The sequence below is a fragment of the Sodalis sp. RH24 genome, from assembly GCF_047324145.1.
Lineage (GTDB): Bacteria > Pseudomonadota > Gammaproteobacteria > Enterobacterales > Enterobacteriaceae > Acerihabitans.
In genome coordinates, this window is the sequence record NZ_CP178729.1 from 4,197,324 (window position 1) to 4,212,006 (window position 14,683).

General features: G+C 56.0%; 13 protein-coding genes. 11 read left to right on the forward strand and 2 right to left on the reverse strand.

Going from position 1 to position 14,683, the window contains the following annotated elements; translation table 11 throughout:
- Window positions 1–5 precede the first annotated feature (5 nt).
- A complete protein-coding gene (locus tag ACL2XG_RS19060) occupies window positions 6–920 on the reverse strand; it encodes a BadF/BadG/BcrA/BcrD ATPase family protein (RefSeq protein WP_410013338.1) in 915 nt (304 codons plus the stop codon).
- A 273-nt stretch (window positions 921–1,193) separates the two neighbouring features.
- On the opposite strand from ACL2XG_RS19060, the gene ACL2XG_RS19065 reads away from it, so the two are divergent.
- The 3 genes from ACL2XG_RS19065 to cybC all read left to right on the forward strand — a co-directional run bounded on the left by ACL2XG_RS19065 (window position 1,194) and on the right by cybC (window position 4,296).
- Complete coding sequence (locus ACL2XG_RS19065; RefSeq protein WP_413721533.1) at window positions 1,194–2,348, forward strand: Gfo/Idh/MocA family protein; 1,155 nt, start codon at window positions 1,194–1,196, stop codon at window positions 2,346–2,348.
- A 202-nt stretch (window positions 2,349–2,550) separates the two neighbouring features.
- Window positions 2,551–3,891 (forward strand): metalloprotease PmbA, encoded by a 1,341-nt coding sequence (pmbA, locus tag ACL2XG_RS19070; protein ID WP_413721532.1) that lies wholly within the window; start codon window positions 2,551–2,553, stop codon window positions 3,889–3,891.
- Between the two features lie 36 nt (window positions 3,892–3,927).
- Window positions 3,928–4,296, forward strand: a complete 369-nt coding sequence (gene cybC / locus ACL2XG_RS19075; RefSeq protein WP_410013341.1) for a cytochrome b562 — start codon at window positions 3,928–3,930, stop codon at window positions 4,294–4,296.
- Between the two features lie 48 nt (window positions 4,297–4,344).
- On the opposite strand, the gene ACL2XG_RS19080 is transcribed toward cybC, so the two are convergent.
- Window positions 4,345–8,442 (reverse strand): dermonecrotic toxin domain-containing protein, encoded by a 4,098-nt coding sequence (locus ACL2XG_RS19080; protein WP_413721531.1) that lies wholly within the window; start codon window positions 8,440–8,442, stop codon window positions 4,345–4,347.
- Between the two features lie 671 nt (window positions 8,443–9,113).
- Here ACL2XG_RS19080 and ACL2XG_RS19085 point away from each other — a divergent pair.
- The 8 genes from ACL2XG_RS19085 (at window position 9,114) to dagF (ending at window position 14,683) form a co-directional block, all read left to right on the forward strand.
- On the forward strand, window positions 9,114–9,458 hold the full coding sequence (locus ACL2XG_RS19085; protein ID WP_410013343.1) for a glycine dehydrogenase: 345 nt from the start codon (window positions 9,114–9,116) through the stop codon (window positions 9,456–9,458).
- A gap of 19 nt (window positions 9,459–9,477) precedes the next feature.
- A complete protein-coding gene (locus ACL2XG_RS19090; protein ID WP_413721530.1) occupies window positions 9,478–9,843 on the forward strand; it encodes a glycine-rich SFCGS family protein in 366 nt (121 codons plus the stop codon).
- Window positions 9,843–10,139 carry a DUF4312 family protein gene (locus ACL2XG_RS19095; RefSeq protein ID WP_410013345.1) on the forward strand — a complete coding sequence of 99 codons (297 nt, stop codon included), beginning with the start codon at window positions 9,843–9,845 and terminating at the stop codon, window positions 10,137–10,139. Before ACL2XG_RS19090 ends, ACL2XG_RS19095 begins: the two co-directional genes overlap by 1 nt.
- 31 nt (window positions 10,140–10,170) lie before the next feature.
- Window positions 10,171–10,947, forward strand: coding sequence for a DUF4311 domain-containing protein (locus tag ACL2XG_RS19100; protein ID WP_410013346.1), 777 nt, complete (start codon window positions 10,171–10,173; stop codon window positions 10,945–10,947).
- A gap of 20 nt (window positions 10,948–10,967) precedes the next feature.
- Window positions 10,968–11,615: a DUF4310 family protein gene (locus tag ACL2XG_RS19105; protein ID WP_410013347.1), complete on the forward strand. Its 648-nt coding sequence runs from the start codon at window positions 10,968–10,970 to the stop codon at window positions 11,613–11,615.
- 86 nt (window positions 11,616–11,701) lie between these two features.
- Window positions 11,702–12,844 (forward strand): amidohydrolase/deacetylase family metallohydrolase, encoded by a 1,143-nt coding sequence (locus ACL2XG_RS19110; RefSeq protein WP_413721529.1) that lies wholly within the window; start codon window positions 11,702–11,704, stop codon window positions 12,842–12,844.
- A complete protein-coding gene (locus ACL2XG_RS19115) occupies window positions 12,828–13,946 on the forward strand; it encodes a DgaE family pyridoxal phosphate-dependent ammonia lyase (RefSeq protein WP_413721528.1) in 1,119 nt (372 codons plus the stop codon). The genes ACL2XG_RS19110 and ACL2XG_RS19115 overlap by 17 nt, the downstream gene beginning before the upstream one ends.
- Window positions 13,943–14,683, forward strand: coding sequence for a 2-dehydro-3-deoxy-phosphogluconate aldolase (gene dagF / locus ACL2XG_RS19120; RefSeq protein ID WP_410013350.1), 741 nt, complete (start codon window positions 13,943–13,945; stop codon window positions 14,681–14,683). Before ACL2XG_RS19115 ends, dagF begins: the two co-directional genes overlap by 4 nt.

Sequence of the window (14,683 nt, forward strand, 5' to 3'; positions counted from 1 at the left end):
CTGTTTTATCCTTGTGACGACGATAACGGGTGCGCCGGCCGGGCCTGGACGTAAGGTCCGGCGCCGCCGGCCAGGCGCAGCGCGCCGTCCAGGGCGTCCGCGCAGGGTGCGACAATATGCTGGCGCCAGCGGGGGTGCAACCAGGGCAATACCGGCTGTGAAATACCGCCCATCAGGGCAATCCGCGGCGAGCCGGCGTCCACCAGACAGGCTAGCATCAGATCGATCTCCAGTGCCAGTTGGCGCACCAAATGAACGCCGTTCGGATCGCCGCACCGGGCGGAATCAAAGATGCGCGGGGCAAACGCCGCCCAGTCATGGGGGCCGGCGGACTGGGCCCAGTGCAACATGACCTCGGGCGAATGATCGAAATCCGCCATCAGGGCCTGCGTTAATGCGGACGCCGGCAGGATGCCCTCATGGGCCTGCAATGTGCGGCGCAGCGCGTGACGTCCCAGGATGGCGCCCGAGCCCTGGTCTCCCAGGCTAAAGCCCCAGCCGCCGATAGAATGGAACCGGCTGCCGTCATACGCCGTGGCCTGGCTGCCGGTGCCGGTAATCAGCACCGCGCCGGGGCGGCCCTGATGAGCGCCAAGACAGGCGATTTCCACGTCGGAGGCAATATGCCGGGCCGCGAACGGCATTGGCCAGCTTTCCGCCAGTTCCCTTACGCGCTGCACATTGGCGCCGGCAAAACCGAACCCCGCCCGCGCGCCGGCCTGTTCCGCCAACGGCAGGCCGGCAAGGCGAAAGGCCTCGGCCACCAGCGCCAGCGACGTGGCCAGGGCTTGCGCCGGAGCGCTGAAAATATTGGCCGCCCCGCCCCGGCACTCCGCCAGCAGGCGGCCCTGACTATCGATCAGGCGCACGCGGCACGCCGTGCCGCCGCCATCTACGCCCACATAAAAATTTGCTTGCAACGTTCCCCCTCCTTTTGGCTCTTGATGACATGAATTGCCGCCAGGGACGCTGTGGAACTGACGTGTCGAGCGGAAAAGATAGGGTAAAAAAACATAAATCGCAATAATGAAAAAAATATCACATTCTTTTATTTTAATAAATTATTAAATTTCAATGCAATATCCAGGGTCATCATTTTTACGTATTGGTTAATAATTGACATTACTTTTGTAATCGTAATAAGTTCAAGGTTCAGAAACGTGGGTTCATCATGGGCGGCAGGGGCAACCAACATGAAAGCAGGCATTGTCGGACTGGGTTTTCGCATGGCGAACGTGGCCAGGGAATTTAAACAAGCCGATGCGGATTTTACCATAACCGGATACGCCGACCCGGCGCCGGCCGGGCTGGAGACGCTCACGCAATTCGGCATCGATGCCGGACGGGGATTCGGCACGCTTGGCGAACTGCTGGCCGCGGGCGGCTTTGACCTACTGATGGTGGGTTCGCCGAATTACCTGCATCTGGAGCATATCCGCGCCGGGCTGGAAGCCGGGCTTATCGTCTTTACCGAAAAACCGGTGGTGATAAACGAAGAGCAGACCATGGCGCTGGCGGAGCTGGTGCGGCAGTACGGCAGCGATCGCATCATTGTGGGCCTGGTGCTGCGTTATTCGCCGCTGTATGTGGATTTACTCCACGCCCAGGCGCAAAACCAATTGGGCGAAATCACCTCCATCGAGGCCTGTGAGCATATTCCGCCCTGGCATGGCGCTTTTTTCATGCGCGACTGGCGGCGCTTCGAACGCTTCGCCGGGGCGTATATGCTGGAAAAATGCTGCCACGACCTGGACCTGTACCAGGGGCTGGTCGGCGCGCGCGCCACCAGCGTGGCGAGCTTTGGCGGGCGCAAATCCTTTACCGCGGCGCATGAACCGCACGGGCCGGTGACCGCTGCGTCTGACGTGTATCACCGCAAGCCCAGCGGCTGGCATAGCACCGATAACGTGTTTACCAGCGATGCGGATATTATCGACTACCAGACCGCTATCGTTGAATACGCCACCGGCGCAACGCTTTCTTTCCATGCCAATCTGAATGTGCCGGATTATTTTCGCCGTTTTTGCGTTATCGGCAGCGACGGCATGGCGGAAGGGGATTTTGTCCGCAACTATTTTCGCGTCCATGATGCCCGCAGCGGCGATAAGCTGGAGGATAAAACCTATGAAGGCTACGGCGACGCCGGTCATTACGGCGCGGATACGCAAATGGCGCAGGGCGTGGTCGACCATTTGCTGCACGGCGAACCGTTAAAGGTCTCTATTATCGATGCCATGGAGGCCGGCCTGACCGCGATTAAAATAGACGAAGCGCGTAAAAAGAAATGTCTTATCGACCTGACGGAATGCTGGCGGCGCTTTGACCGCAAGCTTGGACGCGGTGCCTGACCCCGCCGGCGCTATCCCTGGCGCGCAGCCGTTATATTCCCAGCGCGGGGGACGGCGGCGCGCCTGTGCCGTTCATTGATTTTTGTCGCCTGCCGCCCAGCCTTTTCACCATCCCACCCTGATACCGTGCGAAACAGCCTGTGGACTGATAGAATTGATACATCATCCTGCGGCGTATAACCCTCACAATTATGGCGGCCCAATGAAATTAGTCACTCAAGTTGCAGAACAGCGTAAGTTATTGGAAAACGCGGTAGCCCAGGCATTGGAACTGGCCGGCGCCGGCTCCGACGCGGCGGAAGTAGCGGTGACCAAAACCACCGGTATCGGCGTCAGCACCCGTTATGGCGAAGTGGAAAACGTTGAATTCAACAGCGACGGCGCGTTGGGCATCACCGTTTTTTACCAGCAGCGCAAAGGCAGCGCCTCGTCGACCGATCTCAGTCCGGACGCGATTGCCCGTACCGTGGGCGCCGCGCTGGATATCGCCCGTTATACCTCACCCGACCCGTTCGCCGGCCTGGCGGATAAAGAACTGCTGGCTTTCGACGCGCCGGAACTGGACCTGTTCCATCCGGCGGAGCTGGACGCGGAGCGCGGAGCCGATCTGGCCGCCCGTGCCGAACAGGCGGCGCTCAACGCCGATAAGCGCATCACCAATACCGAAGGCGGTAGTTTCAACAGCCATTACAGTACCAAGGTCTACGGCAACAGCCATGGCATGCTGGCAAGCTACAACAGCAGCCGCCATTCCCTCTCCAGCAGCGTTATCGCCGAAAGCGGCGGTAATATGGAACGTAACTACGCCTACACCATCGGCAGGGCATTTGACGATCTGCGCACGCCGGAATGGGTTGGCGAGGAGTGCGCAAGGCGCACGCTGGCGCACCTGAACCCGCGCAAGATTGCCACCCAGCAGGCGCCGGTGCTGTTCGCCGCCGAAGCGGCAACCGGTTTGTTCGGCCATCTGGTCGGCGCTATCAGCGGCGGCAGCGTGTATCGCAAATCCACATTCCTGCTTGATTACCTGGGCAAGGCAATTTTGCCGGACTGGCTGTCCATAGAAGAGCATCCGCACTTGCTTAAGGGCTTGGCATCGTCACCCTTTGACAGCGAAGGCGTGCGTACCCAGGATCGGGCCATCATCAAAGACGGCGTACTCCAGACCTGGCTGTTAAGCAGCTACTCGGCGCGTAAGCTGGGGCTGAAAAGCACCGGCCATGCAGGCGGCATTCATAACTGGCGCATCGCGGGCCAGGGCCTTGATTTTGCGGCATTGATCAAAAAAATGGACAGGGGACTGGTAGTCACCGAACTGATGGGGCAAGGTGTGAGTGCCATCACCGGGGATTATTCACGCGGGGCTGCGGGTTTCTGGGTGGAATACGGTGAAATTCAGTATCCGGTCAGCGAGATCACTATTGCCGGCAACCTGAAGGATATGTGGCGTAATATTGTTTCGGTCGGCGACGATATCGAAACCCGCAGCAATATCCAATGCGGATCGGTGTTATTACCGCAGATGAAAATCGCAGGTATTTAACGGGAATTTATAATAATGAGATTCAAAGCAATAGCAATGTTGTCGGCAGCCCTGTTTATCGCCGCTCCCCTGGCGACGCAGGCGCGCGATCTGGGCGAGGATATGGATATCCTTAACGCCAACTATAGTAAAGTGGTCAAAAGCGATAATCTCGATACGCTTAAACCGGCACTGGCCAATATGCATGAAGCGGCGCTGGATGCCCGTAACGGCACGCCGCCCAAGCTCAAGGGGCAACCGGCGGATAGCCCGCAGATGAAGGATTTCCGCCAGGGTATGAGCACTCTGATCGGTCAAATCGAGCAGGCCCAGGCGTTGGCTGATAAAGGCGATCTTAAACAGGCCCAGGCAATGGCAAAGCAATTTCAGCAAACCCGCAACGAAAACCACGCAAAATTCCGCTAGGATGAAGGCTGCGCCAGGCAATAAACCGGTCCCGGCAGGCCGGTTTTTTTATACCCGCGCCGGCGCGGATGTTGCTGGACCGGTCGCATGAAATGCCACGGCGAAAAGCAGGGACATCAGCCACGGATCCTGATGATGGCGAATCTGCGGATGACCATTGTTCATGCCCCGATGCAGATGCGCCAGCAGTTCGCAGAAGAGGTCGGCATTGCGGAAAATCATGGCCATCCGGACCGTGGCCTTCTTGCGAAACAGCTTTCGGGCAAGTTCTCTATCGGTCATGAGCAAATAATTTTTGACCGCGGTGACCTCCGGCAGACTGATCAGGAAATTGACCTCGCCCTCCGTCATCTCGCCTGCCCATAAGCGGTTGATAATTGACTTAAAATTTTCATGTTGATACTGGGCCGCATAATTTCTCCCGGCGTGGGTGCCGTTAATAAGGTTTACCCGGTCGAGAATGGCGATATTCTGCGCTGGGGGCAGCTCGCTGCAACCGTAACGGCAAAAGCGGGCGCGATACCATTGCGATGGACTCGCGCTCTCATTATCTCCATCTCCCGCGCTGACCCATAATCGTTTAAGCGGATCGCCATGGACGGTCATGACTATGGTCTCGGATTGATGAAAGCGTGCTAACCAGATCCGACTGAATTTATCGGCAATATGCTGCTCAATAATATCGAGCATTTTTTCCAATAATTCGTTAAATCGTATGATGTTTTTTGCGCGGAATATATCCTTGTCGGGATTTTTGACTCTTATCAACGTATATATAGTATCCATCAAAAACGCTTGCCGTACGCACTCCGAAGTGTTCATCATGTCCATGATGATATGACGGCATGCGCTCATGACATTTTTTAGCCGGGAAGCCAAAACTGTTGCTTCAGGGTGTGTCACTATTTCATGTGGTAACAGACCATAACAAATAATCTCCTTAACGCCGGCATCAAGGATGATGTTGTCAGCCACCATGGCGCTAAAGTATTCTTGTTCGTTAGCACCCCGGTAGCCGCTACGGTAACTTAAAGATATATTGGTGCTTTTGAATTGGTCATTTTCATGCGCCGCCAGCTGGTTGTAGAGCGCCGACAACTTCTGCTCGGGCGTTAAGTAAAGGGTGAATTTTTTTAATTTGCCATCATAGATAATCAATAGATAACAGGCGTCACGATCGCCTAAATAATAATGATTTCTTTCGGCGTCTATTTCAATTTTTATATAATGTATGCCCACTTTTAAATAGCTGTGCCCAAGCGCGTCCTGTGCCAGACCTTGGCTATTAATGGGGGTCAGTGATTTCACCTTTGCGCAGAGGTTATCAATATTTTCCATAATCAAGTCAAACAAACGCACCGAGACAAAAGCGTAATCAGCCATAATGACTTCACTTTCCCCCACCACGTTACTACGGGTGTCCGTCACGCGGCCGAATTGCCAATGCGTTATATTATTGGTGACGAACATATAGACCGGATAACCCGCCTTGCTGATATGATCAATATCGTAAACTTCGAATAATTGTAACCTACTATTAAAGCGTATTGGTAACGCCGCTTTATACATTCGGATGGCGATAATGTCGTCCCTGCGCAGACCGTCCTTGGTCATCAGGCTTAAGGTGAAATGGTTATCCGTGGTTCCATGCTGGTGGGTCTGCAATACCCGCCGGTACCCTAGCGGGTAAACGCTCAGCCTTTTCACCAGGCGTTTCTCGCCGGAGGTGGCCTCAGGCATGGTTTTCCACAGGGCGATATCCGTATGGACGATATGAAAATATTCAGCCAGTGTAAAGTTCAGGCTTAATGCCGGCTGAATTGCGCCTTTTTCATCGTATGGCATTATTTCGCTCAGGACCGACGCGAGTATGGATAACGCTCGTTTCACGGTATCGCCCTGATCGCCGGCATACTGGGCCATGCGCAGGAAGTTTTTTGCGACGCCGTCCGTTTTATTGGTCTGCGCTGCCAGGGGGACGAAGGGGACCAGGGGCATGGCAAACAGGTTTGCGCTAATATCCAGCGCCGTTGCGGCCAGGGTCCACAGGCCCTGGTGGCTCGCGTAGCCAAGTTTTGCGGCGTCGCTTAAGGAGCGCGCCTGCTGCCGGTTGCCCAGCGCCAGATGGCAAGGTTCGCTCAGCGATTCATTCAGCGTCATGATACGGTCAGGGTATGCGCCGGCATGGGCCAGCCAACGGTCGACGCCCCAAGAGTAAAAACCGAATAGCGACATGCCATCCACTCTATCCTGCAACGTGAAATGGCTGGCGATGTCAATGCGCTGCGTTTCGTTCCGGCATTGTTCTATTACCCAGTTTCTCAAATCGTTGATGCCATTGAACACCCAAAAATGCCTGACGCCGCGCGGTTGGTAAAGAATGAGCATATTTTCACCGGTCATGCTGAACACCACCATATCCGTGGCCGGATAACCGTTTATATCAAATAGCTTCACCCTCACCCGCAGTTGATCATTTTTCTCCAAACCCAGCGCATGCAGGATGATAGCTACAACGCTATCAGCCAATGATGTCTGCTCGATGCTAAGATGAGTCAATATATTAATGATATTGGCGATGACATGGTAAGGTTTATTCTCACGCCAATAGACGTCCAGTGCCGTTAAATACCGGGAAGCAATATCCATATTATTCAACAGCTCGATAATTTGTGAAGGTTTGATCGCCGCCTGTGAATGATGGCGAAGCATCGGTTCCGGCCGTTCCGTAAAATATATCCCCTGATATTTATCGACGGAATTCAAATCTTGGCATTCTTTACTAAAGAAATTGTTGATAACATATTCGGTTAACGGCATCGATTGTGTGATTACCGCAATTTGGCTGCGGCCGTAAGTGGGCTCCCGGTCGGGATAAGGACGGTCAAAATACAGAACCCAACATTCTTCCGTCTTAATATCAAGTAGATACCTGGTTTTGATCTCTTGATTTAACCAAGCCGTGACTATGCGGGTGATGGTGGGAAATGCCTGCTGCAGATGGCGGTTAATCAGGATATCGCTTTTGTGCGCGGGGGTATCGCGCTCCGGCGCCAGGGCGGTAATAATCTGCTTTGCGGGTGTCGCGTCCAGTATGGGGGCCGCCGCCGTCATCGGCAGCAGAGAGAGGCGGGGCAGTGAAAATCCGGCCAGCCCGCGGCTGAACGACGGTGTTATCGTGAGCAGATGAGGTGCGCGCGTCCCCGGCAAACAGTCCGTTACCTCGCCGGTATCCCGCGCCACGCTTAATCGTGGGCACCGAACGGGGGGAATGCGCGGCCTTGGCTGCGCGTTGATCTCGACACGCGCCCGCGACGCCGCGCTACCGGTCTTGGCGCTGATGCCATAAAACTGCTCGGCCGCCCGCTCCGCGCGCAGCTGGTTGTAATGGCTTTGCCTGGCCCATTGCCGGGCCAGGTTGCGCCCCAAGGCCTGTTGTGTTTTTTCCGTTGGGTTTAATAACATCCTGCCACCTTCATCCGTCGGTTGCCGTTGATGAACCCCGGACGCCACGCATAATCCCTGCCAGTACTGGCAAGCCTTATTAAACAGGCGCGCGATGGCTACCGGCAGGTTCAGACAACGCCGCTGCGGCTGTCGTTCATTCCCCCCATCGCAATAGTACTTACTGGCCAGCGCCAGGGCGCCAAAAAAAAGATAGCTGTTATGAGTGAGGATATTATCCGCACCGATATCTAATGCGCCGGTCAGCGAGGGCCCGAGCTGTTCTTCAATATAATCCCTTACATAAACGGATACAGAAACTAAAAATTGTGAGTGGGATAAAATAGCATTTATGCACAACGGCAGCCCGGCTTCCAGGACTGTACTGATACTTTGTCTGGCTGTTATGGCATTATAGAGGCACCAGGCGGTATTGAATACCGCCTGTGGAATATCCAATCCCATATTCATGCTGAACCGACTGGCCTCATGAGAAACCGCTATTTTAAGCAGGTTCGTCAACGCTATTTTTAAATCTTCCGCTAAGGCTGTTTGGGGTTGATTGATTATGTCATCAACGGCGGCATGTTCATCATCATTATGGCCGGGCCATAAGGTGTAAGGCTCGCAATCATAAAAAACATCTTCCGAATTATTTGTATCAATATGGTTATGTTTAATAACTTCATGGTTAATGTACATTAATTTCTCTCTATATATAATCTGTTGCTCGGCGCTAAACCATCTCTTTCAGCAGAGCCATATGGAGGATGAAAAATGACCTGGGGGTGGATGCCGCCATGATAAACAGGTAGGCGGCCACTATCGCCATAATGGCGGGTTAATTAGTCTTTGCGGCTGATAAGGTTTAACCGTACCGGGTTTACGCTTCCCAGCCGGTGAACTGACTGAGGCCGGGGCCGGCACATCAGGTGGCAGGGTGCGCATGGTCCATCGTCATTGTTTATCCTTATCCCGACGGCCGCCGGATTAAGGCTTTTTCCAGCGCATAAAGACAGACGGTGGGCGCCAGCCTGCGCGGTATATGGTCTGGGGTTGCCGGGCGTTATCGCCAGGGCCAAATTCAAGATAGGTTATTCTTATAGGTCTATAACGACGTAATATCCGTCCTTCCATGCCCGTCGCCGGGCAATTGGACTCTGATATCCCATATATACAGTGAAATGATGCGGTTTGTAGCCATTATGCGAATGAGATCGCTTGGCCGTGATTTATTTCCACTTCAAAGTGGAAATATAACGGCTACAAACCTGCCGCCGCACCGGCTAGGGTAAATCATCATTAAAGGCGGCAAAAGCAAGACTGCTTTACCGCGCTGAATATTTTTATTATGGATGCCGTAGGAGCACAGAGTGGTCGATAAAGCCGTATCAGCGGGCGGAGAAACGGAACGTGATGCATTAGCCGCCGCATTGACCGAAAAGGTTCTGCTGGAAATCATGCAGATGCTGACGGAGCGCAATATCCGGATCAATCACGTGCAGGATCAAATGCTGCACTCCCATGTGCGCGCCATGGTGATGCGTTCTTTAACCGGCGAGCCGTTACCGGAAGTGGATAAAGAGTTATTTGACGAAATTTCCGCGGATTCGATGGCGATGGCGGAGGCGGTGGTGAATTTGCTGGATAATTTACCGATTGAAGAAGCGTATTTATTATCGGTTCATTTTGAAGTGGCCAAAGACAATAACGCTTAATAACGTGTGGGAGAACCAAATGGCACAGGTAACGGTAGTGATAGGCGATCGGCTGGGTAAGGGGCAGAAAGTGGCCAAGGGCATCGAAGCGGCGGGCGGCAAGGCAATAGTCGTGCCCGGCATGGCGGCGGATATGAAGCTGGGAGATGTGATGAACAGCCAGCAGGCCGACTTCGGCATTTCCTTTTGCGGCAGCGGCGGCGCCGGCGCCATCACCGCGCAGAATAAATACGGTTATAAAGCCAAACACGGCATGCGCTCGATTGAAGAAGGCGTAACGGCTATCCAGGAAGGCAATAAAGTATTGGGTTTTGGTTTTATGGATAAAGAAGAATTGGGGCAAAAATTAGTAGAAACCTGGCTTAAAAAATATGGCAATGCCTGATGAAAGAGCAGTCTGTTTTAACCGTACAGGTGGCGGGAAAAGGTGAAACCAAAGCGGCCGCTTTTGCCGCCGCGTTAAGTCAGGTGCAGCCAGCGGTGATGAAATCCACCGGCTGTGTTTTGCTGCGTATTGAACCGCAGGAAGTCAAAATTATCCAGGCGGAAGAGAAGCGTATTACTGAAAAATTCCTTTTTTTCTTTTTGCCGCGTGAAAAGAAAAGCTACAGCGTCATATTGGATATTACGGTCGGCATCATCATGATCGATACCGAAAAAGTCCCTTTTACCCGCAGTTAACGATGCGGATAAATCATCAAAGGATAATCCGATGTTTCTTATCATTTTAATAAAGTCACTTATTATCGGCGGGCTGGTCGGCGTCGGAGTGGGGGCCGGGGCGGCGCGCATGTTCCATGCGCCGACCGTTCAGGGCATGGGGGCCTTTCGTACCCTGGGTGAACTCAATTCCTGCGAGGGCGATCCCGCGTCGCATTTTTCCTTCGGCCTGGGTTTCTTCTTTAACGCCTGGGCATCGTCGGTGGCCGCCGGTTCGTTTACCCAGGATGTCGACCATCGCATCATTCCCCACTGGGGGGCTGCGGCGCTGATGATTAAAAACCGCCAGCTCAGTGAAACCATGCACGATCCAAAACGCATGGCGTTTGCCTGCGGCATCATCGGCATGCTGGTGGTGGCGTTTCTTAACTCCACCGCTTCCGCCGTGCCCGCCGCGCTCCAGGTGACCGCCGTGAAGGTCCTGGTGCCTGCCGCCAATATCCTGGTGAATACCGTCATGCCGGTGATCTTCTGGCTGGCGGCAATCGACGCCGGCAAACGCTCCGGTTTCTGGGCCACCATTTTCGGCGGCCTGGCGCAGCTTATCATGGGCAACGCCGTGCCGGGCCTGGTGCTGGGCATCCTGATCGGCAAGGGCGTGGAAGAGGGCGGCTGGAATAAAATCACCGGCATCATGATGGCGGCGATTATCGCCCTGTTTGTCCTCAGCGGTTTCTTCCGTGGTTTCGATATGAAAATGCTGCAGTCCTTTAGCCTGGGCGTGCCCGGTTGGCTGAACGGCATCCATAACGCCTTAAGCGGTAAATAAATTTTACAGGGGTTAAGAAAATGGAAGAAACAAAACGCGGTTTTTGGTATGCCGACTGGTCGTTCCCGATTTTTGTCGGACTGCTTTCAGCCGGGATTTTTGCCGGGACCCATATGTACTATCTGTACGGCATCGGCGCCTTTAACGAAGTCGCCTTTGTCGCCATGCTGCGCACTGGTATCGATACCGGCGTTTACGGCGCGGTGGCCGCTTTCGGCGCCAGTTTCCTGTTTGCGCGCATTATCGAAGGATCCCTGGTGGGGATCCTGGATATCGGCGGCGCGCTGCAGACCGGGGTCGGCCTGGGCGTGCCGGCGCTGCTGCTGGGCGCGGGCATCAAATTTCCCCTGGAGAATTTCCTTGCCTCGCTGGCGACCGGCATGGTGCTGGGCCTGGCCATCGGCGGCCTGATTATCCTGGCGCGCAGATTCACCATTAACCAAAGCAACGCCACCTACGGGGCGGATGTCATGATGGGCGCGGGCAACGCATCGGGCCGTTTTCTCGGGCCGCTGATTATCCTGTCGGCCATTACCGCGTCGATCCCCATCGGCCTGGGATCCCTGGCCGGGGCATTGCTGTTTTATCTGTGGAATAAACCCATTACCGGCGGCGCCATCCTCGGCGCGATGCTGCTGGGCGCGTTTTTCCCGGTAGCTATTGCGTAACCTAACGCCCGCCGCCGGGACGCCATCACTGTGTTGATTATCCGGCCGCGCCACGGGGCGGCGGGCGGATAACATAAGGAGGACCCTTGGCACCCTTATATGATCTGATTATCCGGCAGGCCAGGCAGCCGGACGGCACCCTTGCCGATATCGCCGTGCTGGACGGGCGCATCGCCGCCGTGGGCGCCGTGCCGACTTCCGCCCGGCGCGAGATTAACCTGGGCGGGCGCTATTATGCCAGCGCCGGCTGGATTGATTCCCATGTCCATTGCTATCCCGCCTCGCCGATATACCATGACGAGCCGGATAAGGTGGGTATCGCCTGCGGCGTGACCACGGTGGTCGACGCCGGCAGCACCGGTGCCGACGCGGTGGACGATTTTTATCAATTGACCCGGGCGGCCAAAACCCGGGTGTATGCCCTGCTGAATATCGCGCGCACCGGCATCGTCACCCAGGATGAACTGGCGGATATGACGCGCATCGACAAAGCGCTGGCCGGTGAGGCGATTGCCCGTCATCGCGGTTTTATTATCGGTATCAAGGCCAGGATCAGCAGCAGCGTGGTGGGCGCCAACGGCGTCAAGCCCCTGCAGCGCGCCAAGGAAATCCAGCGGGAAAACGGCAATCTGCCGTTAATGGTGCATATCGGCAATAATCCGCCGGATCTCGGGCGCATCGTCGATCTGCTCGGCGCCGGGGATATTGTCACCCATTGTTATAACGGCAAGCCCAACCGCATCCTGACGCCCGCGGGCGAACTGCGCGCCTCGGTGCGCAAGGCGCTGCAACGCGGCGTGCGCCTGGATGTCGGCCATGGTACCGCCAGCTTCAGCTTCGAGGTGGCCCGCCTGGCGATAGCCCAGGGTATCTATCCCTATACCATCAGCTCCGATATCTATTGCCGCAACCGTATTGACGGGCCTGTACATAGCCTGGCGGCGGTGATGGCTAAATTTTTCACCCTCGGCATGACGCTCGCCCAGGTGATTGACTGTGTAACCCTGCATGCGGCCGATGCGCTGCGCCTGACCAAAAAAGGACGGCTTGTACCCGGCTGCGATGCGGATATAACCCTGTTTGACGTTCGCACCGCCCCCTGCGTGTTCACCGACGCCGAGGGACACTCCGTCGCCGGGGAGCAGCAGTTGATCCCGCTGGCGGCGGTGGTGGCGGGCGTTTGTTTGTTAACGGACGAAGGAAAAACCTCCCATGTCTTCGATTTATGAAAAATATCAGCTGAAAGAAGTGATCAACGCCTCGGGCCGCATGACCCTGCTGGGCGTGTCCACACCCCGGCAGGATGTGGTCGACGCGGTCAATCTGGGCCTGAACCATTATTTTGAAATGAAGGATCTGGTGGATAAGACCGGCGCCTACCTGGCCGGTTTGCTGGGCGTTGAGAGCGCGGTTATCGTCTCCTGCGCCTCGGCGGGCATCGCCCAGTCGGTGGCGGCGTTTATCGTTAAGGACGACCTGAACCTGCTGGTGAACCTGCATGCCGCACCGCTGGCCGTGCCTCATGAAATAGTGCTGCCCAAGGGGCATAACGTGAATTTTGGCGCGCCGGTGGGCACCATGGTGGCGCTGGGCGGCGGTAAGGTGGTGGAGGCCGGTTATGCCAACGAGTGCTCCCCGGAGCAACTGGCGGCGGCCATCGGTCCGCAAACGGCGGCGGTGTTGTATATTAAATCGCACCATTGTGTGCAAAAGAGCATATTGTCCGTGGCGCAGGCCGCGGAAATCGCCCATAGCCGCCATCTGCCGCTGATTGTCGACGCCGCCGCCGAGGAAGATCTGGCGGTATATTACCGCCAGGGCGCCGACCTGGTGATCTACAGCGGCGCCAAAGCGCTCGAGGGACCGACCAGCGGGCTGGTTATCGGCAAAACGCAGGCGGTGGAGTGGGTCAAGCGGCAGGGCGGCGGCATCGGCCGGGCAATGAAGATCGGCAAGGAAGGCATACTGGGCCTGACCCAGGCCATCGAAAGCTATCTGGCGCGTGAAAAAGAGTCGGGCGGCGAGATGGTGGCCAAAATGACGCCGTTTATCGATCAGCTGAATACCCTGGCCGGCATCAGCGCGCGGGTGGTGTGGGATGGGGCGGGGCGCGACATCGCCCGCGCCGAAATCCATTTTGACGAGACGGTATTGGGCATCGCCACGGCGGATATCGTCTCGGCGTTGAAAATGGGCAATCCGGCGATTTATTTTCGCGGGTATAAGGCTAACGCGGGCATTATCGAGGTGGATGTGCGCAGCGTGACCCCGGCCCAGCTTGATATCATTAGTTCACGCATCAGTGAAATAGGAAAAGGATCCCGTTCATGAAATTAACCCCCAATTATTACCGCGACCGGGTTTGCCTGAACGTTCTGGCCGGCTCCAAAGAAAACGCGCGCGCCATCTACGAGGCGGCGGAAGGCCATGTGCTGGTTGGCGTCCTCTCGAAAAACTATCCCGACGTGCCGTCGGCCGTCGAGGATATGCGCGCCTACGCCGCCCTGATTGACAACGCGCTGTCGGTTGGCCTGGGAGCGGGCGATCCGAACCAGTCGGCGATGGTCGCCGCCATTGCCGGCGTCCTGCAGCCGCAGCACGTCAACCAGGTGTTTACCGGCGTCGGCGCCAGCCGCGCGCTGCTCGGCCAGACCGATACCCTGGTCAATGGCCTGGTGTCGCCCACCGGCCGGCCGGGGCTGGTGAAAATCTCCACCGGTCCGCTCAGCGCCAGGTCGCCCGACGGCATCGTTCCCGTTGAAACGGCCATCGCCCTGCTAAAGGACATGGGCGGCAGCTCCATTAAGTTTTTCCCCATGGGCGGGCTGGATCACCTGGATGAATACCGGGCGGTGGCGCTGGCCTGCGCGCGTCATGATTTTTATCTGGAACCGACCGGCGGCATCGATCTGGACAACTTCGCCCCGATCCTGCAGATCGCGCTGGACGCCGGGGTCAAACGCATCATTCCGCATATCTACAGCTCGATTATCGACAAAGAGACCGGCAATACCCGCCCCCAGGACGTGGCGACATTGCTGGCGCTGGTAAAAAAGCAGGTTGCATAA